This window comes from Vibrio sp. 10N.239.311.G01 (assembly GCF_041465805.1).
In the GTDB taxonomy this organism is placed as follows: domain Bacteria; phylum Pseudomonadota; class Gammaproteobacteria; order Enterobacterales; family Vibrionaceae; genus Vibrio; species Vibrio crassostreae_C.
In genome coordinates, this window is the sequence record NZ_JBFSRM010000002.1 from 103,263 (window position 1) to 123,767 (window position 20,505).

The 20,505-nt window shown below is 46.4% G+C and carries 14 protein-coding genes and 1 pseudogene; 6 read left to right on the forward strand and 9 right to left on the reverse strand.

What is annotated here, in order from left to right; all coding sequences use genetic code 11:
* Positions 1-62: 62 nt before the first annotated feature.
* Entirely contained in the window at positions 63-2,459 is a 2,397-nt protein-coding gene (locus tag AB6D06_RS01905) for a hypothetical protein (RefSeq protein WP_102450559.1), read from the forward strand.
* A gap of 135 nt (positions 2,460-2,594) precedes the next feature.
* On the opposite strand, the gene AB6D06_RS01910 is transcribed toward AB6D06_RS01905, so the two are convergent.
* The 3 genes and pseudogenes from AB6D06_RS01910 to AB6D06_RS01920 form a co-directional block, all read right to left on the reverse strand.
* Positions 2,595-4,031 carry an amidohydrolase gene (locus AB6D06_RS01910; protein WP_372109871.1) on the reverse strand — a complete coding sequence of 479 codons (1,437 nt, stop codon included), beginning with the start codon at positions 4,029-4,031 and terminating at the stop codon, positions 2,595-2,597.
* Positions 4,032-4,246: 215 nt separating this feature from the next.
* A pseudogene (locus AB6D06_RS01915) lies at positions 4,247-7,264 on the reverse strand (efflux RND transporter permease subunit).
* A gap of 2 nt (positions 7,265-7,266) precedes the next feature.
* Positions 7,267-8,097: an efflux RND transporter periplasmic adaptor subunit gene (locus AB6D06_RS01920; protein ID WP_372109872.1), complete on the reverse strand. Its 831-nt coding sequence runs from the start codon at positions 8,095-8,097 to the stop codon at positions 7,267-7,269.
* A gap of 232 nt (positions 8,098-8,329) precedes the next feature.
* Here AB6D06_RS01920 and AB6D06_RS01925 point away from each other — a divergent pair, with 232 nt between their 5' ends.
* Positions 8,330-9,028, forward strand: a complete 699-nt coding sequence (locus AB6D06_RS01925) for a response regulator transcription factor (protein WP_372109873.1) — start codon at positions 8,330-8,332, stop codon at positions 9,026-9,028.
* Between the two features lie 56 nt (positions 9,029-9,084).
* The gene (locus AB6D06_RS01930; RefSeq protein WP_372109918.1) at positions 9,085-10,335 is read left to right on the forward strand and encodes a sensor histidine kinase; all 1,251 of its coding nucleotides are present in this window, start codon (positions 9,085-9,087) and stop codon (positions 10,333-10,335) included.
* A gap of 81 nt (positions 10,336-10,416) precedes the next feature.
* On the opposite strand, the gene AB6D06_RS01935 is transcribed toward AB6D06_RS01930, so the two are convergent.
* From AB6D06_RS01935 to gcl, 5 genes are all read right to left on the reverse strand, one after another.
* Positions 10,417-11,031 (reverse strand): TetR/AcrR family transcriptional regulator, encoded by a 615-nt coding sequence (locus tag AB6D06_RS01935; protein ID WP_372109874.1) that lies wholly within the window; start codon positions 11,029-11,031, stop codon positions 10,417-10,419.
* A 163-nt stretch (positions 11,032-11,194) separates the two neighbouring features.
* Entirely contained in the window at positions 11,195-12,505 is a 1,311-nt protein-coding gene (locus tag AB6D06_RS01940) for a glycerate kinase (RefSeq protein ID WP_372109875.1), read from the reverse strand.
* Between the two features lie 242 nt (positions 12,506-12,747).
* The gene (locus AB6D06_RS01945) at positions 12,748-13,644 is read right to left on the reverse strand and encodes a 2-hydroxy-3-oxopropionate reductase (protein WP_372109876.1); all 897 of its coding nucleotides are present in this window, start codon (positions 13,642-13,644) and stop codon (positions 12,748-12,750) included.
* A 37-nt stretch (positions 13,645-13,681) separates the two neighbouring features.
* On the reverse strand, positions 13,682-14,458 hold the full coding sequence (gene hyi / locus AB6D06_RS01950; RefSeq protein ID WP_372109877.1) for a hydroxypyruvate isomerase: 777 nt from the start codon (positions 14,456-14,458) through the stop codon (positions 13,682-13,684).
* 117 nt (positions 14,459-14,575) lie between these two features.
* Positions 14,576-16,348 (reverse strand): glyoxylate carboligase, encoded by a 1,773-nt coding sequence (gcl, locus tag AB6D06_RS01955; RefSeq protein WP_372109878.1) that lies wholly within the window; start codon positions 16,346-16,348, stop codon positions 14,576-14,578.
* Positions 16,349-16,661: 313 nt separating this feature from the next.
* Between gcl and aceB the strand changes: the two genes are divergently transcribed.
* Complete coding sequence (gene aceB / locus AB6D06_RS01960; RefSeq protein ID WP_372109879.1) at positions 16,662-18,287, forward strand: malate synthase A; 1,626 nt, start codon at positions 16,662-16,664, stop codon at positions 18,285-18,287.
* 102 nt (positions 18,288-18,389) lie between these two features.
* Positions 18,390-18,830: a heme-binding protein gene (locus AB6D06_RS01965; RefSeq protein WP_008220964.1), complete on the forward strand. Its 441-nt coding sequence runs from the start codon at positions 18,390-18,392 to the stop codon at positions 18,828-18,830.
* Between the two features lie 99 nt (positions 18,831-18,929).
* Here AB6D06_RS01965 and AB6D06_RS01970 read toward each other — a convergent pair whose 3' ends face one another.
* Positions 18,930-19,412 carry a MarR family winged helix-turn-helix transcriptional regulator gene (locus AB6D06_RS01970; RefSeq protein WP_017061583.1) on the reverse strand — a complete coding sequence of 161 codons (483 nt, stop codon included), beginning with the start codon at positions 19,410-19,412 and terminating at the stop codon, positions 18,930-18,932.
* Positions 19,413-19,535: 123 nt separating this feature from the next.
* Here AB6D06_RS01970 and AB6D06_RS01975 point away from each other — a divergent pair, with 123 nt between their 5' ends.
* Complete coding sequence (locus AB6D06_RS01975; RefSeq protein WP_017067653.1) at positions 19,536-20,429, forward strand: DMT family transporter; 894 nt, start codon at positions 19,536-19,538, stop codon at positions 20,427-20,429.
* Positions 20,430-20,505 lie beyond the last annotated feature (76 nt).

Genomic DNA, 20,505 nt, shown 5'->3' on the forward strand with positions numbered 1-20,505 from the left:
ATTAAGGTGGCGGCTTCTGCTACCCAAAATTTGGTGACTACTAATTTCGACAGGACATAAATATGAGACTTCTACCTATTATTATTTCTCTTTCATTTTCTCCACAGGCTTTTTCTAGCGACTGGCTTGAACTGAACAATTTACCCAATTCAACCGAATACCCAACCTGGGTTCAATCTGCCTATTCCGATGTTGGCGTCCTATCGCGTTCAACATCCGATTTACACATCAACCTAAGTGACTGGATTGCTGAGCAAAACCTCTATGTCACTAAGCCTTCAAAAGTTGTCATTTTTGCAGATACGATTGAGGTTCCAGAGAACTTCAACTTGCTCGTAAATAATCAAAATATCCTGATTTTTGCACGCAAAATCGTTGGTCAAGGCACGCCGACATTTGTGCTCGGACAACAAGGCTCTGCTGCCTCAATTTCTGTGATTGCGGGCGAGATAGAGACACCGATTAATGTGCTCGCTTTCCAAAGCGATGGCAGCATTACACGAGACGCTCTAACAGGGAAAATCGGTGATGGCGAATCCGTTGTCTTAGCAGGAGAGCACTACCGAAGAACCACCATCGACTCAAACATTACCGGACAAATGAAACTGGCTACCGAACCTTTTACAGACATTATTAACCGCTCTTTTGATATGGCTGCTAGCTTGTTCGATACCAACCCAGAGCTTAGCCTCGACCTCATCAACTGGGTTGAACAGAGCTTACGTTACTCAGGTTCAGTGGTAGAAGAGGATCCAATCCTTTCAGACCTTTACTTGCAAACCGTCGCGTTCAAACAATTCATTAGCTTCAGTACCAAAGAGAGCCACTATGTACCTTATCTCGATAAGGTGTTGTACCAAGATAAATACGAAGCGTATCTGAAGGCGATGGTCGCGTATCAAGCTCAGTGGGACATTATTCAAGACAGAAGCACCGTCATTGAAGACAAAATAGAAGCCGCTAAGTTAGCACTCGCTAACATTGAAGACGTTCTTAGAGCACAAACTTCAATCATCACACAAACCCAGTCCAACATAGACAAGATAGGCGATAGCCTGACCGAAGTAGATAGCCAATACAAAGCTCAGGAGTTAGTGACCCTTGATGCGAGAACGACTTATCTAGTTGGCGTAGAGAATTGGAAAACCCAGCAGCAGCTCAACGCAGCTTTGGCGATTTTCAAAGCAATCGCCGAGATTGGCAGTGCGGTAAGTGGCGTGTTCACAGGCAACCTTTCTGGGGTGAATGACCTAACCGAGCAATTGGCTAAAACCCCAGAAGCATTAGAAAAAGCGAAAAACCTCGTCACCAATATCAAGTCTGTCACGGGCATTATTGATAGCGTCACCAAAACGATTTCTGGTATCTCTCAGCTCACCGCGGATATTAAATCAACCATCAAGTTCCAGAAGATATCCGAAGCGATGGATGGCTTTAACTTCAATATCCCAACCATCAATGAAAGCAATCTAGCGTGGGATCTGATGATCACCGAGATCCGCAGCAACTTAAGATATGCCGATAGCTTAGGAATTAAAGGGACAAGACAGTACTTACTAGAGCTAGAGAAACAGGTGCTTCTGGGTAAGGCAATTAACATCACCCAGCTTAACTTTGCTCAGGAACAAGCAAAGCTGGTCGACTTACTGTTAACCAATAACGTAACCATCAATCAACAGCAAAGACTGAATGATGCAATTGGGGGTTACCAGGTAGACACCGACAGCTTCGATTCGATTGAACGTGAACTGTCGAGAGTATTGATGCACTTCAAACGTCCGATGTACGTTGCTTTATCTAACTATGTTCAGGCATACGAATATTGGGCATTGAAGCCAAGCGAGATCACGCCTTCTCTCAACAAAAGCTACTTGGACTACCAATTTGATTTGGCGTCCATCGAAAGTGAGTATGTGAATGCTCTGTCTTCTTTCCAACCCGCGCCACAAGATTTCACCATCGATAACTACACCATTTCCAGCCCAGAACAACTCGAAAGCTTTGCAACAACCGGACAGATCAACTTCTCTATTCCATTAGAGCAAGTCCAACTCTGTTCGTTTGACCGCGTTAGGCTATCCACGGTACGAGTGTTCTTAGAGGGTGAAAACTTACCTTATGGCAAGCAACTCAACCTGCGTGTCTCCAGTTCAGGCAACTATGCCGATCGATACGAAAATCAAGATTACCAGTTCAGCTCTAACCCCGTGTCACGCGCGTTCTACTATCGCATTGATGATCCAACCACCAACGACATCAGCATCATTACAGATGGCGCCGTAGCGAATAAGTTCGAATACGCGTACTTCCAGCCCACCCCATTCACTTCATGGAATGTCACGCTTAACAACTTTGATAAAACCGAGCAAGCGAACAACCAGTATCTAAAAGATATCGAACAGATTCGCGTCGAATTCTTAGGTAGCGGTATTCCTAACGGCAACAGTTGCTCTAATTAGCTAAGTGCTATTTAGTTAACCGAAGCGTTGCTTTAATCCAAAGGACCTAGGTTAAGGGGATAAGCCAGCAACAAAAAGGCCGACATTACGTCGGCCTTGTTCATTCTTTTCGATTTTAAGAACTAGGTTTACGTCCTAATCCATCAAACTCTTCGATTTAATCGCCTTCTTAGAAAGTTCTTTGGCAAACTCAGTAATGTCAGCTTCAAACTCATCGACGCTTTGGCGGATATCATCCAGTTGAACGGTTTGCATTACGCGGTTTTCCATCACGATTTGGCCGTTAACGATAGTGGTGTCGATGTTGCTTGGGTTCGCTTGGTAAACCAATGTCGCGTATGGGTCGTAACTTGGCATCATGTTCGCTGATTGTGTTTCTACAATCACGATGTCCGCTTTTTTACCCACTTCCAGAGAACCAATTTGGTCTTCCATGTGTAGGGCTTTTGCACCACCTAATGTTGCCATTTCAATCACTTGCTCAGGGATCATAATGGTGCGGTCTGAATGCTTTAAGCGCTGCATGTTAGCTGCGTAACTTAGAGTACGCATGATATCGACTTGATTGGAGCTCATTGGCCCGTCGGTTCCTAAGCCAATGCGCATATCGGCACGATACATCTCCCAAGCAGGCGCAATGCCTGTCGCCCCTTTGGCGTTCGCCATTGGGTTGTATGAGATACCCGCGTCAGCTTGCTTGAGAAGCTTTTGGTCATTTTCTGAAAGGTGGATGCCGTGAGCAATCACTACACGCTCATCAAGCACACCGATTTCATCCATGTATTCAACTGGCGATGTCGCTTTGGTTTCGTCTTTGATGCGCTTTTCTTCATTCGGGAATTCAGCAACGTGAATCAGCACCGGCACATCGTATTGAGTAGACAGCTTGTTGATTTCTTGCAGCTTATCTTTACTCACGGTGTACACCGCGTGTGGTGCATAAGCAGGTGTGATTAACTCGTCGTTTTTGTACTGCTCAATAAAGCCTTTGGCATACTCAATCCCACCGTAAGGTTCTTTAGCATCGACCACTGGAAACTTAATCACGGTTTCGCCGAGCACGGCGCGTAAGCCGACTTCTTTGGTCGCTTTTGCCATTTCGTCCATGTGGTAATACATATCGGCGTAAGTGGTTACACCGCTTTGTGCCAATTCAATAGAGCCAAGCTTGGTTGCGTTGTAAATCAGTTCACGGCTTAGCTTTTCGGCTTCTAGAGGAAAGAAGTAAGCGAACAAGCGGTTCGAGATGCCCTCTTCTCCTAAGCCACGAAACGCAATCATAGGTAAATGATTGTGCGCGTTCACCATGCCTGGCATAACGATCCCATCTTGAGCATCAATCACCTTTTCGGCGCGGTATTGAGTCATTAAATCCTCGTTACCGACTGCGATGATCTGGTCGTTTTTCACCACTACCACACCGTCTTCAATCACATCCATTTCAGAGTTGATAGTCAGGACTTGTCCATTAGTGATGATCAGATCGGCGTTGTATGTTTGCGTCGCGACCGTTGAACCGCAACCTGCAAGAAGAACTGCGCTGATGGTGCATGCCAAGCTTTTAAGCGTCATTGCTAAACCTTAATGTTGTGCGTGTAATATTGTTAGCGGCTTCATCTATAAGTTTCCAGCTTTTCGCTTTTCGCTTTTCGCTTTTCGCTTTTCAGAAGAGTAAGTGCCGCCAATTTTCGCGATACTATAACCTGTCATTTAAATAAAATGGCATACCTAATCGAACAGAATTCAAGATAAATGAGTTATTGCACAACGGGTCACAAAACCGCGCGTCATGACTCACTGTTGTTAGCTCGAGAAAAGAACAACGCATACATTGCAGGAATCACCAAGAGCACAACGGGCAAAGAGAACAACAAACCATAGCCCAAAGTTAGCGACATTGGCCCCATAAACACGTCTGTTCCACCTAATCCATAAGCCAGAGGAAGCAAGCCAGCAACCGTGGTCAGTGATGTCATCACAATCGGGCGAAGGCGACTGACCGCAGCTTGCATCACTGCGTCTATCGCATCTAAACCTTCGATTCTTAGCTCGTTGATTCGATTAATCAACACTAGTGAGTTGTTGACCACCACGCCTGTCATGCCTAGAACACCAATCAAACCAAACAAAGACATCGGCTGCATGTGAACCACGAGTGCCATTAATGAGGCCATAATCGCAAATGGGATAACCGCCATTATCAGCAGCGGTTGCAACAATGAGTTGAACATCACCGCCAATACAAAGTAGATCGCCACCATTGCCGCGGGGAACACCACCATAAAGCCACTCATGGTCTCATTGGTACTTTCCGCTTCGCCACCAACGCTAATGGTCACGCTCGATGGATATTGACCTGTAAGCTCTGTGATTAGCTCATCGGCTAATGCTATTGAACTAATACTCTCGTCAGATAAAGCCGCTGATACCGTCACTTCACGCTCTCCGTTATAGTGCTTAATCAGACGAGGGATTTCTATCTGTTCAACCGTTGCTAGTCGGCTGAGCGGTAGTTGTTGCCCTTCTGCCGTGTAGATTTTAGTCGTTTTCAATTTCTCGATGTCGCGAAATTGCTCGTCCAGAACAACACGGATATCGACTTCTTGATCACCAAGCCAAGTGGAGGTCACGCTATTACCGTCAAAGCCGACTCGCAGCGCATTCGATAAGTCACTCACCGTTAAGTTGTATTTCGCCAACCAGTGATACTGAGGAACAATATTCAGCTGAGGATCTTTCAGTGCCTCACTGTGATTAATGCTGGTCACGCCTTTGTAATCTTCTAGCCAAGTCATCACCAAATCCACGGTTTGATTACGTTCACTCTCGGTTCCGCCAAGTACACGTACCTCAACAGGGGCGCCGGGAGGAGGACCACCAGCATCAATCGAGAACTTGATGAACATGCCATCAGACACCACTTTCAACTCTTCATTAAGCCCCGTGATAATCTGCTCTGCAGAACGGCTGCGCTGGTCAAAGTTCGTTAGGTTGATGATGCCCTGCGATACCGGTGATGAGTAAACCAATTCGTAGCTAACCAGTTCCGTTTCCGGCAGGGATTCAATCGCTTTCTCTATCGACTGATGGGCTTCTCGCACCTTGCTTAGCGGCGTGCCTGCCTTCACTTCGGTGTAGATCTCAATGTATTAACCCGCTTCTGTCGGGAAGATATCCACTTTCAACGAAGACACCAAAAAGCCAAAAACAGAGAAGCCAACCAACGCCAATACAATCACTGACTTCTTGTAGTTCAGAGCGAGATTGAGCAGCGAACGGTAGTGGTTCGCTATCCATTCAAATCGATCCTTTTCTTGTGTCTTTGAGTTGCTCTCTTTCGCCAACGATAAATGCGCTGGCAGCGTTAAGGTACATTCAATGAATGAGAACACGAGCGCAGCAATAACGGTAATTGGAATCACCGCAACCGCCTTGCCCATGGTGCCCGGAATAAACATCATTGGGATAAATACCAAAGCCGTTGTCACAAGGCTTGCCATCAACGGCTTAATCACCTTTAACGTACCCGACACCGCAGCATCAACACCTTTTTTACCCGCTTCCTTCTCTTGGAAAATACTCTCAGCAATGATCACTGAATCATCAACGATAATACCGATCACCAACAACAATGCAGCCAATGTGATGCTGTCTAAATTAAGCCCAATAATCGGCAAAACGATCATCACACCGAACACACAAAACGGGATAGAAACCGATACCCAAAAGGCGACGCGTCGTTGCAGAATCATACTCAAAATCAACAGAACCAACACCAGACCTATCGCACCATTGGTGGCCACGATAGCGAATTTCTCACCCATGTCTTTGCCAAGGTCGAGGCTGGTCTGGAAAATAAATTGATCGCCAATGCGTTCGCTTTCTTTGCCCAACAAGGCCTTAATGCTGTCGATGGTGGTAATGACATCCGCACTGCCACTGTTTGTGATTGAGAAAATCACCGCGGGTTTCCCACTCAGAACGGGATCTTCGGTTGCTCGCGCAAAGGTATCAATCACCGTTGCTACATCAGACACACGCACGACCTGACCTGAATCTAACGCCTTAATTACGATATCAGAAACATCACTGGTCGACGCCACTTTGGTCATCGTGACGATCTTCTGCTCTTGGCTCCATGACTCTACAAAGCCACCCGATTGAGACAGGTTATGCTGCTCTATCGCGGTGCTCACATCATCAAAAGCAACTTGGTAACGGCGTGCTTTCTCAGGGTCAACTTCGACCCAAAACTCTCGTTCGTTAAATCCAGAAAGCTTGATAGAACCTACGCCACCAAGGTTGTTGATTCTCTTTTCTAGCTGATACGCGTAGTGCTGTAATGACTCAAGATCGGTGTTGCTGTCTGATAAACTCACACCAAAATGGTACACATCCAAAGAGGAGGTTTTCTGTTGAGTCACAACCGGTGGCGAATCAATATCTTTTGGTAAGTTTCCGACTCGATCGATGGCTTGTTGAATATCTCGCAAGATCACCGCCGCGTCTTCACCGGGCAAATATTCGACCTCAATAAAAGAACGCCCTTCTGAGGATTCAGACGAAAAGTAGGCAATGCCATCCACAGAGCGAAGTTCTTTCTCTATCGGATTCGTGATATTCAGTTCAATATCTTGAGCCGTCGCGCCGGGATAGATGGTTTCGATCTCCGCCGTGTCCATCGCGACATCAGGGTACTCTTGCAACTTGAGTTGCATTAACGACATAGCCCCCGTCAGCAACACCATTACTGTAATGATGCGAGCTAAAAACTGACGATTCGCGAAGTATGATAAAAAGTTCATCTCTACTGCCCTTTACCTTGGTTCGAGTTCGATTCAGTTTGAGCAGTTGTTATATTTGTCACCGAAAGATCTGTTGAGGCGTAAACCGACATCCCCGGCTTAAATTGATGCCCTTGGTTGGTGATCTCGACCAATACTGGGTAGGTTAAATTTTGCATCTCAACACCAATACGCTGCACATTCGCTTCCATTTTGATCTCTAGGTTAGTTTCAGACCACACCACGACTTCCTGACCAACGATGAAGTGCTTTAAGTCATACTCACTCGCCATAAATGACAGAGTGACTTTATCGATATTGACCACTTCATAAAGCAAATCGCCTTCACTCACCCAAGCTCCAGATTGCGCGGGTTTGTTAGAGATGTAGCCCGAGATAAGAGATTCAATTTGAGTGTTTTCGAGATCCACTAGAGATTGTTGGTAATCGATTTGAGCGACGGAAACTGAAGCTTTAGCACTGAGAAACTCGGCACGTGCTGTATCTAACTCCCCCATTGAAAGGCTGTTCTTTTTGATGAGAGCTTGATAGCGGTTATATGTAGCCTTTCGTAATGCTAGATCAGCCTGCGCAAGGGTAAGATTGGCCTTGGCCTTGGCCTTATCCACGCTAAACTTAAAATCATCGGCTTTAATCTGAGCCAGTATTTGTTCTTGGTTTACGGCGTCACCCACTTCAAGGTTATTCATCTCCACGACACCGGGCACCTCAGCCACAACACTGTGTCTGTTTAACCCTTGAACGTGACCGATCAGCTCTGTTGCTTGAGCTAGTGGTACTTGAGTCGTTGAGACACCGAGAAGTGCTGCCAGCGCGATAATTTTAGTTTTCATAATTCAACCTTCACCTATTGATGTGAACTATTGTTGAACTGGCTTTGTCGAATTAAAGTCGAAGTCGATTCGACATTGAAAAAGAATCTGATGAAGCTCCATTTTTTAATCAACGCTATCAATTAGACATAAATTCGACATAATTTTAGGTAGGCTACATTTTTTCTGGGAGTCGCTGTTTTGATGGGAACAGACGTTTTAATGAGAGCAGATATTTTAGTGGAGCAAGTCGATGCTTGAACGCAGCCGTATTCTAGTCATTGAAGACAATATCGAACTACAAGGCATTATTGCCGACTTCTTAGAGGTTAAAGAGGCAATCGCAGATTTTGCTTCTGATGGCGAACAAGGTCTTAATCTAGCCATGCACAATGACTTCGACGCGATTGTTCTCGATGTCATGTTGCCCAAGCTTAACAGCATGCAAGTGGCAGCTAAATTGCGCCAAAATGGCATAACGACACCGATTTTGATGCTAACCGCGTTAAATGGCCAAGAAGACCTATTAAGCAGCTTCGATTCCGGCGCCGATGACTTTGTCACTAAGCCGTTTAAATTTCCAGAACTGGAAGCTCGTCTTTGCGCGCTGATCAAACGCAATAAAGGCTTGGTTGCTCAAAAGATCTTAAGCTATGGCGAGGTAACGATTGATGAGAAAACCCACACCGCCTCCAGAGACAAACAACCCCTCACCCTAACACCAATCTTGTTCCAAGTTCTAAGAGAGTTAGTGAAAGCTCAAGGCGGCGTCGTATCTCGTGAAAGCTTGATATACATGCTTTGGGGCGATGACATTCCAGACAAAGATGTACTCCGTAGCCATATCTATTTGTTAAGAAACGTCCTCGATAAGCCATTCAAGTTTCCTATGTTGAAGACGATTCCTAAGCACGGTTTTCAATTGATTTTATCTGCAAGCGAGCCGCAATAAACATGAAAATTCGAACCAAGCTAGGCAACTCCATCGAGGATGTCAGGATCCGCACCATGCGTACCTTTGCTGTCATCGCACTGGTTTCTTCATGCGTGGTATTTTTTGTGTTCTCGCTTCGTTTAGTTTGGCAGGAAGAAGCTCAAATCGAGAGCCACCTGAAATCATTTAAAGGTGTGGCAGAACAATTCTACAAACGCCTTTCACCCGAAGGTAGCCTAAAGCTCTCAGACAACGTGACGGCTTATTATGGTGAAGGCGACTTTACCGACCAACTAAAAAAACTACCGCCCATGGCACTGGATACAGTGGATCGCCAACGTTTTGAAATAAGACTCTCTGAAAATGACTTTCTTATTCCCGGCGTGGTCGTCTATCACTTTTCCTTCGAAGACCAAGGCAAAAACATTCCGACTTACATCGCCATCAGCTCCTTTGACATGGACTTGTGGGACGACAGTTGGGGCGTATTGATGGCAACCTCAACCTTGCTGATGCTTGGGTTGATCATTGTGTTACGCATTACCCTCAAGCGGGTGTTTGACCAACTGATGGCACCAATTGAAAACCTCAGCACCCAACTCAGCAAACATGAGTCCGATAATTTCCACGTCCCGACCAACACCGTTGATGAGCTGCAGATGCTCACTTCGCACCTCAATAGCTACTCAAAGATGAAAGACCGCCTCGCAAAACAAGAGATGATGTTCGCAAAGTACGCGAGCCATGAATTGAAAACACCGATCGCGATTGTGACTGGCGCTGCCGAACTGCAAGCAATGAAGCCTAGCGACCTAGCATTTCAAACCAAACAACGTAATCGTATTCTCGGCGCAGCCAACGGCATGAGCGCCACCGTTGAAATACTGCTGAACATTGTTAAACAAGAGAACTCTTCCACCGAAAAGACACTAACGGCTATCGATGAAGCCGCTATCGATTTATCGAAGTACCGCACGATGTTAGCTCCAGGTGTTGAGCTGCTGTTAAACATTGAGCCAGATACTACGCTTAACATGCCTTTGCCAATCGTCAATATGGTACTTAAGAACTACATTGAAAACGCGATTCGATTTACCACGCAAGGTAAAATCACGGTAATCATCCACTCTAATACCATTTCAGTTTCTGATACTGGTGCAGGGCTGAGTGATGATAAAAAAACAGAACACGGCCTTGGTTTAATCATCGTCAATCGTATCGGAGACAGTTATGGCTGGACATCAACACTGATAGATAACGCGCATTCAGACTCAATACCAGACACTTGTGGTTGTACCGCCATTTTTTCTCGAAGCGACACATAAAGGTCACCCTTCCATAAAGCAACACAGACAAAAAAGGACATCGAATGATGTCCTTTTTTGTATTAATTTGAGGTCAAATAACTAAGCTTTTCCTTTCACACCACACCCTTTAATCACTAGCTGCGTGATGAATTCAGCGGCATCTTCATAGTCTTTATCATCGAGCTTATCTTTCTGCATCACGCTGCAAATCTGCCAGCCAAAATCGGCGTAGGTTTGAGTCGCCGCCCATATGGTAAACATCAGGTGGTGTGCAGGAACATCGTCCATTAGACCTTGTGCCGACCATGTTGAGAACTTATCAAGAATCATCTGGGATTGCTTATACAGCTCGTCACCAATCTCTTTTGGTAGCACTTTCGCGTCAGACATCACTTCATTGGCAAACACTTTAGAGGCATGTGGATGGTCGCGAGAAATGATCAGTTTGGTTTGAATATATTGGGACAAGGCTTCAACAGGATCGCTGAGCTCTTCAATTGGACGAGATGCTTCAAGTAAAGGCTGAGTGACGGTTTCAAGCACGGCATTGTAGAGCTTATCTTTAGAGCTGAAATAGTAGAAGACGTTGGGTTTGGGAATGTCGGCCGCTTTTGCGATGTCAGCCATTTTTGTTGCGGCATAACCATGAGTAGCGAATTGTTCACACGCGACTCCGATGATTAAATCTTGATTCTTTTGTCTGATCCTAGACATATTGCATCCTTTACAGCTCGTTACTAAAATCATAGTAATCAACGTGCTTCATTAGTCCAGAAGATAATCTCAGAACTCAAGGTCACCGCATTGATAACAATAAAATGGCCGCTCTATTTGTTAAGAAGCGACCATTCCATACCGTGTTTTTGAACTGTTCAAGTTAAAGAATCAATATCGCGCGGAAGTCATTCACATTGGTCAGCGTTGGCCCCGTGGTTAGAAGCACATCGACTTGCTTGAAAAAATCGTAGCTGTTGTTCGCATCGAGATAGTCTTGCGCTTTAAGCGACAGGCTCGAACCTAGTTGCCATGTTTGAGGCGCGATCCATGCTCCCGCATTGTCTTCAACACCATCAATCCCGTCGGTATCAGCAGCCAATGCAAATATGTTGTCTTGGCCTTTAAGCTCGTTATACAAGCTCAACAAGAACTCACAGTTACGCCCACCGCGACCATTCCCTTTAACGGTTACCGTGGTTTCCCCGCCGGAAAGTATCACGCAAGGCGTCTCAAATGGGTGCTTGTTATTAGCCACTTGTTTGGCCAGCGCAGCATGCACTTTCGCGACATCTCGCGCTTCTCCCTCTATACAATCACTCAACACATAAGCAGGAATGCCCAAACCTTCAGCTTCTGCAGCAGCGGATTCCAATGCCGACATTGGTGTGGCGATAATATGGTGCTCCGCGTTCTTCCAACAGGCATCATCTGGCTTAATGGTCTCTGACTCTGGATTATTTAGCCATTCAAATGCCGAGCGTGGTGTTTCTATTTGATAACGTTCTAAAATGGCCATCGCATCAAAACGCGTGGTGGTGTCGGGTACGGTCGGGCCCGATGCAATCACACTAATGTCATCACCCGGCACATCAGAAATCGCCAGTGACACTACCCTTGCAGGATACGCCGCTTTGGCGAGTCGACCGCCTTTTATCGAAGATAGATGTTTGCGAACACAATTCATCTCATCAATGGCGGCGCCTGATTTAAGCAACGCCTTATTGATTTGTTGCTTCTCTGCCAAGCTGATGTCGCCACCGGGCAGACTTAGCAAAGCGGAACCTCCACCCGACAATAGACAAATAACCGTGTCGTCAGCGCTCAAGCCACTCACCAATTGCAGCATGCGCTGGCTCACTTCTAAGCCCATCGCATCTGGCACGGGGTGCGCTGCTTCAATCACCTCAATGTGTTCGCAAGGGGCGGTGTGCTCATAACGAGTCACCACCAAGCCTTCAAGGTCACGCAGTGCAAGGTCTTGTTGTTTCTTTGCCTGCCAAACCGCTTCCAGCTCGGCGGCCATCGACGCGGCTGCTTTACCTGCTCCTATCACCACAGTACGCCCAGCTTGGTTGGCTGAGCGGTAAAAAATGTCTTTAGGAAGAAAAGGTTCTATGTGATTTGTAGGTAGCGCCTGATTAACAGCACTTGAGAAAAGGGATTGCAGAAATTGCTTAGCATCAATGTCCATCAGCCACTCCTTAGTTGACGGAGAAAAAAAGAACCCCGATACAAGGCCAAAGGGTGCCTGCTAAGATCAAGTTGGAAAGGAACAACTTCAACCTCTGCCTCGTATCAGGAACGCGTATAAAAGGAGACGAAACTACGCGATTTATAAACAAACTGTTGGGCTACGAATCGATAGCAGCCCTAATTAATTAACGGATAACCGGTTGATTGATTAACCACTAAACGGACAAACCGTTATCTAGATTAACGAATCGAGTGGTCAGAACGTTTCTCAATCGCTTGGATAAGCGCAGAATGGTCCCAACCTTCACCGCCCATTTCGGCACACTCGCCAAACAACTCCTGAGCATTAGCCGTATTCGGCAGTGCGACACCCAATTCTTGAGCGCCCGTTAGCGCTAAGTTCAGGTCTTTCTGGTGAAGTGAGATTCTAAAGCCAGGGTCAAAGGTGCCTTCAACCATGCGCTCACCATGCACTTCCAAGATCTTAGAGTTAGCAAAACCGCCCAATAGCGCCTGACGTACGCGTGCTGGATCAGCACCTGCTTTCGAAGCAAATACTAACGCCTCAGACACGGCTTCGATATTCAGAGCAACGATGATTTGGTTTGCGACCTTACAGGTTTGACCCGCACCGTTGTCGCCTACTAGCGTGATGTTCCTACCCATGATTTCGAACAGAGGTCGTGCTTTATCAAAGGCGTCTTGCTCACCGCCCACCATGATAGTCAGCGCTGCATTAATAGCGCCTACTTCGCCACCTGATACCGGTGCATCAAGGTATGAAGCACCACCTTCATTGATTCGCGCTGCAATTGCTTTGGTCGCGATTGGCGAGATCGAACTCATGTCGATAACCAGTTTTCCAGCTGCACCGCCCGCAGTTAGACCTTTCTCGACGCCGTTGTCACCAAACAGGACATCTTCAACTTGTGGTGTATTCGGCACCATTAAGATAACGATATCTGCTGCTTCAGCCGCTTCAGCTGGTGAATGACAGACCGTTGCGCCCGCTGCCACAAGATCGGCAGGTGCTGCATTAAAGTGGTCCGACAGAATCAAATCGTGACCTGCTTTTTGAAGGTTACTCGCCATAGGTTTACCCATGATGCCAGTTCCGATAAATGCAATTTTAGACATGTTGTTCTCCTTAACGTTTGAGGGTTACCAGACGCAATTAACGGTACTGGTGCAGCCAACCAAGGCCTTCTGTCGTCGTTGTTTTTGGCTTGTATTCGCAGCCAACCCAGCCTTGATAACCAAGCTCATCAAGATAATTGAGCACGAATGGGTAATTGATTTCTCCGGTACCCGGTTCGTGTCGGCCTGGATTATCCGCCAGTTGCACGTGTGCGATTTGGCCAATATTTTGTTGCATGGTCGGCGTAAGATCGCCTTCCATAATTTGCATGTGATAAATATCGTATTGGATAGAAAGGTTATCGCTCCCCACCTCTTTAATGATCGCTTTGGCTTGCTCAGTCGTGTTTAAGAAGAAGCCCGGAATATCACGGGTATTGATCGCTTCTATCACTAAGCTAATGCCTTCTGCTGCTAGCGCGTTCGCCGCGTAATGCAGGTTAATCACAAACGCCGATTGCGCATCTTGTTGGGTCACACCTTGCGGAACAATCCCGGCCAAGCAATTCACTTGAGTACAACCGAGCGCTTTTGCGTAAGCGATAGCTTTAGGTACACCCGCTTGAAACTCTTCAACTCGTGCAGGGTCGACCGCGATACCACGGTCGCCAGCGTCCCAATCACCCGCGGGCAAATTAAATAGCACTTGCTCTAGGTTATTAGCGTCGAGCTTTGCTTTGATCGCCTGAGCATCAAAGGCGTAAGGGAAAAGATATTCCACACCTTGAAAGCCCGCTTCTGCGGCGGCTTCAAAGCGGTCCATAAAATCAACTTCCGTGAATAACATTGACAAGTTTGCTGTAAATTTTGCCATGACTCTGTCCTTATTCTTTATTTTTGAAAATCTGGTTATTTGTAGTAAAGCCTCGCTCTATTGGAGGCTTTTCCGTAGAGCTAAACCTCAACTCTACGGATACACATGACTTAATGATTACTTGTACGCTAGCGCCGTTGGAGCATCGCCGCGGCTTTCGGCAAGCGGTTCAAATTCGTTAATAGCATTGATCTCAACGCCCATCGCAATGTTGGTCACTCGCTCAAGAATCAACTCAACAACAACCGGTACCTTATGCTTGTTCATCAGCTCTTTAGCTTGCTCAAACGCAGCGGCAATTTGGTCTGGTTCACGAACTCGAATTGCCTTACAGCCTAGGCCTTCAACAACGGCAACATGGTCAACACCGTAGCCTTCAAGCTCTGGCGCATTCTGGTTATCAAACGCCAGTTGTACACAATAGTCGATATCAAATTGGCGCTGTGCTTGGCGAATCAATCCTAAGTACGAGTTGTTCACTAACACATGAATGTATGGCAAGTTAAATTGCGCGCCAACGGCCAGTTCTTCGATCATGAATTGGAAATCATAATCACCAGAGATAGCAACGATATCGCGATTTGGATCAGCAGCTCGTACGCCTAATGCGGCTGGCGTTGTCCAACCCAATGGGCCAGCTTGACCACAGTTGATCCAGTTACGCGGCTTATAAACATGCAGGAACTGAGCCGCAGCGATTTGCGACAAACCAATGGTGCTCACATAGCAAGTGTCACGGCCAAATGCCTTGTTCATCTCTTCATAAACACGCATCGGTTTCATTGGTGCTTCATCGAAATTGGTTTTACGCAGCATGGTCGATTTGCGTTCCTGACACTCGCTTGCCCAAGCATTTCGGTTCGGCAATTTTCCAGCATCACGCCACTCTTGCGCCACTTCAACCATTAGCTCTAGCGCTGCTTTCGCATCAGAGACAATGCCTAAATCTGGGCAGAACACGCGACCGATTTGGGTCGGTTCAATGTCAACATGTACAAACTTACGGCCTTCGGTGTAAACATCGACAGAGCCGGTATGACGGTTTGCCCATCGGTTACCGACACCAAACACAAAGTCAGAGTTGAGCATGGTTTCGTTGCCGTAACGGTGAGACGTTTGTAGCCCTACCATGCCTGCCATTAACTCATGATCATCTGGAATAGAGCCCCAACCCATTAAGGTTGGAATCACAGGAACACCAGTGATCTCGGCAAACTGTTGCAACAATTCGGACGCGCCAGCATTAATCACGCCACCACCCGATACAATCAGCGGTTTTTCCGATTGAGACATCATGGTTAATGCTTTCTCAACCTGCGCGCGGGTTGCTTGTGGCTTATAAGGTTCTAGCGGTTCATAGGTATCGATATCAAATTCAATTTCAGCCAGCTGAACATCAATCGGTAGATCAATCAGGATTGGACCCGGGCGACCCGAACGCATTAAATGAAAGGCTTTTTGGAATGCGCGTGGCACTTGTGCAGGTTCCAGCACCGTAGTCGCCCACTTAGTCACTGGTTTAGCGATAGATTCAATGTCGACCGCTTGGAAATCTTCTTTATGAAGACGAGCACGTGGCGCTTGGCCTGTGATGCATAGAATTGGAATCGAATCTGCAGTCGCAGAATAAAGACCCGTGATCATGTCCGTTCCCGCAGGACCAGAAGTACCAATACACACACCTATATTGCCTCGATTAGTGCGCGTGTACCCTTCAGCCATATGGGATGCACCCTCTACGTGACGAGCTAAGACGTGGTCGATTCCTCCGAGCTTTTTCATAGCCGCATACATAGGGTTAATTGCTGCGCCGGGAACACCAAATGCGATGTCTACACCTTCACGTTTAAGCACCTCTACCGCTGCTTCAATCGCTTTCATAATTGCCATTCGAACCTCCAGTTCAGATTGTATACAATTAAACTAACTTTTGTGTACTATGAACCATCCTAGCTATTTATCAACCCCAAAATGAAACAATTTTGTTACATCGCACAGCCGCTTTGAGTAAGCACTAACCCTGAAAAGCTTACAATTCATTGCTTTACATAAAATATCTTTACGTAAAAATAAATTGCAAAAAGATCAAATGATAAATAAATGTTAAATACCGTTTGCTTATTTACAATTCCTACAATATAAATATCCTTAAAAAGAGCATTTTGTATACAAAATGGCATCGTATTGTTTAAAGGAGACAACAATGATGAATGACGTAAAAGAGAGAGAAGAAGTACAATGTATGCAGGTACTTGGGAAGATGGACAACTCCGAGTACAAAGAGATCTTGTCTAAAGATGCATTAAAATTCTTAGAAGCTCTCGTGAATAAGTTTGGAGATCGCCGTCATACCCTGCTAAGTGACCGCGACGTAAAACAAGCTCAATATGACGAGGGTGAGTTACCCAATTTCAGAAAGGACACCATTTCCATTCGCCAGAATAAAGAATGGAAAGTGGCAACACCGCCGCCAGAGCTGCTTGATCGCCGCGTAGAGATCACCGGGCCTATCGAACGAAAAATGGTGATCAACGCGCTAAACTCAGGCGCGAAAGTCTTCATGTGCTGCTTTGAAGATGCGTCTTCCCCGACTTGGGCCAATATGGTCGAAGGGCAAATCAACCTAAGAGACGCCAACCTTGGCACCATTAGTTACTTCGATGAGAAGAAGCAGAAGCGTTACCAATTAAACGACGATCCTGCACTGCTGATCGCACGCCCACGAGGCATTCACTTGCCAGAGCAGTCCATTCAATTCAACAATCAGCCTATCGGCGGTTGCTTGATGGACTTCGCTTTGTACTTTTTCCATAACTATCAGTCACGTGCAAAACAAGGCTTAGGTGTTTACTACTACATTCCCAAGCTTGAGAGCATGGAAGAAGCACAGTGGTGGGACGATATTTTCAGCTTCACCGAAAACTATTTCCACGTACCCAAAGGCACCATTCGTGCGACCGTGTTGATTGAAACTCTGCCAGCCGTATTCCAAATGGAAGAGATCTTATACGCCATGCGTGATCATATCGTAGCGATGAACTGTGGCCGTTGGGATTACATCTTCAGCTACATCAAAACGCTGAAAAACCATAAAGACCGCATCTTGCCAGACCGCCACGGGATCGGCATGGATCAAGAATTCCTCAACGCCTATAGCCAACTGTTGGTGCGCACTTGTCACGCTCGTGGCGCATTAGCAATGGGTGGGATGTCAGCCTTTATTCCAGCAAAAGACCCGCAAGAAATGGCACGTGTAACCGCCAAGGTTATCGAAGATAAACAAAGAGAATCTCAGAACGGACATGATGGCACATGGGTCGCACACCCTGCACTGGTTGATTTGGCAATGTCGATCTTTGATAAGCACTTAGATGGCAAAGTAAACCAAATGGATTTCCAAAGCCCAGAGCATGTGATCAATGCAGACTCGTTGCTAAAGCCTTGTGAGGGCAGTCGCGACGAAGTAGGAGTACGTAAGAATATACGCATCGCGCTGTATTACATCGAAGCTTGGATTCAAGGCTACGGCTGTGTGCCTATCTACGGCCTCATGGAAGATGCCGCGACTGCTGAGATCTCAAGAGCCAATATCTGGCAGTGGATCCACCACGGGGTAACACTCGATGATGGCCAAACCTTTACCAAATCACTATTCCACTCTTGGCTTTACCAAGAGCTAGACACGATAAAACATGAAGTCGGAGACTCGCGCTATTCAGCAGGTCGATTTGAAGAGACAGCTGATCTTTTCTATCAACTTTCTACAGCCGAAGAGTTCGCCGCCTTCCTAACTTTACCCAGCTATGGGCTATTACAAGAGTCCAGTTAGGACTCTTGTACCGAGCTGAACCAGTCGATGATATTCACAACAAGAGTAATGATTGGCTGGCTGAGCTTGGTACGTATGCCCCTTGAAAAACTAGGAGATAACATGGGAAGTTTGACTCTACAACAAGCGTTAACCATCATCGATGGAACCTTAAAAGCAGGAAACAAGATCCACACAGAACCTTTGACGGTCGCCGTCTTAGACAGCGGTGGCAAGCTCATTTCTCTGCAACGTCAAGACGGCTCTAGCATGATGCGACCAGACATCGCGATCGCTAAAGCGTGGGGGGCACTCGCACTGGGTTGTTCCTCTAGAAAACTCGCCCAAGATGCTGACAACCGACCAGCATTCATCTCCGCCGTAAACGTGCTCGCACACGGAAACATGGTGCCAGTTCCAGGGGGGCTACTGATTCGAGATAAGGATAAAACGGTACTTGGTGCGATTGGGGTCAGCGGTGACATCTCAGACATCGACGAAAGTTGCGCCATCAACGGCATTGGTTGTGCAGAACTGTTCAGTGACGAGATGCTGCAAGCTTAACTCGCCAATTCGCTGTACTTGAAGTTCTTAAACAAGCACAAAAAAACCGAAGCGATTAAGCTTCGGTTTTTTATTGAATCTAAAGGAAGATCAGAAAAACTACTCGTACGCGCTCAACCATGTTTTCAGAAGTTGGTTGGTGTTCTTCTTCTGACTCGCAGACAATGATTTAACCAGTTTTTTCTGCATTTCGACATGTTCAGTCATCATTTGGTCAATCAGAATAAGACCATCTTTAGTTAACTGGACACTCACGCTGCGTCTGTCTTCTTTGCTGTGTTCACGACTGATCAGCCCTTTGGCTTCTAGCTTATCAAGGCGATTGGTCATCGCGCCAGATGTCAGCATCATGGATCCAATCAGTTCAGATGGCGTCAGTCGGTAAGGCTTCCCAGAACGTCGCAACGTCGCCAGCACATCAAACTCACCCAGCTTCATGTCGTATTTTTTATGAAGCTCGGCAACTTGCGTCTCCATATACTTGGCAATACGCATAATCCGACCCATCATTGCCATAGGCTCAGTATCTAGTTCGGGCTTTTCCTTTGCCCATTGCTCTACTACGCGGTCGATAGCATCCATTTGCAATCTCGCTCCGTTGTTAGTCTGATTACTTCAAACTAGTTTAACATAAAGATACTTTACAACCACTAGTTCTCAGTATACAGTTCACACAATAGTTATCTTAACGTAAAGATATTTTAAATGAACATATTATTAGCAATGATCCCCGCGTTCTTTTGGGGAACAACCTATGCAGTGACGCAATTTACGCTACAGGAGTGGCCACCATTATTATTGGGTGCTTTGCGTGCGTTACCTGCTGGTTTGTTATTGCTAGCAGTAAAACCAACACTGCCTAAAAAAGGCGAGTGGCAAATCATTTTCACACTGGGCCTTATCAATATCGCGACCTTCTTTGGCTTGATCTTCGTGATGGCGCTAACGCTGCCTTCGGCAATCTCTGGCGTGGGCATGATCTCCGTGCCGGTGTTCGCGATGATCTTCCACTGGGTAGTGAAAAAACAGCGCCCGCATCTGATTCAAGCCCTTTCGGGTATTGGCTTGATCACCTTAGCGTGGATACTGTTTAACCCAAGCCAAATTGCTCTGAACCCAATCGGTTTAGGCGCAATGTTTGCCGCAATAATGTGTATTGTCATCGGCAGCAGCATTACCAAGTCACTGGGTAACCGCATGCACTGGTGGAAGGTATTAACATGGCAACTGATTCTGGGCGGTACGATTTTGTCTGTCGCGTCTGGCGTTCATGCATTCATCGATCCGCAGCCTTATATTAATGCCGTGACTCATTTCGATACTCGTAATGCTATGGGACTCGTATGGGTTATTGGGCTAAACACAGCGCTGGGTTACGGCATGTATGTATGGTTGCTACAGCGTATGTCGGTGGTTGATTTCACCTTCGGTGGCATCGCAAACCCAGTAGCTGGCATCGTGACCGGTATGGTGTTGATGGGTGAATCATTCACTGCAGTACAATACTCACTAATGACCGGCATGATAGTGATGTCACTGCTACCACAACTTATCCTTGCGGTAAGACAATCCAAACAAGTCAAGCCTGTTACGCAGTAGACGCAGCCTCTTAAACGTATTGTTCAAAAACGCGCCTCATTGAGGGCGCGTTTTTTGTTGCTACGCTAACAGCAAT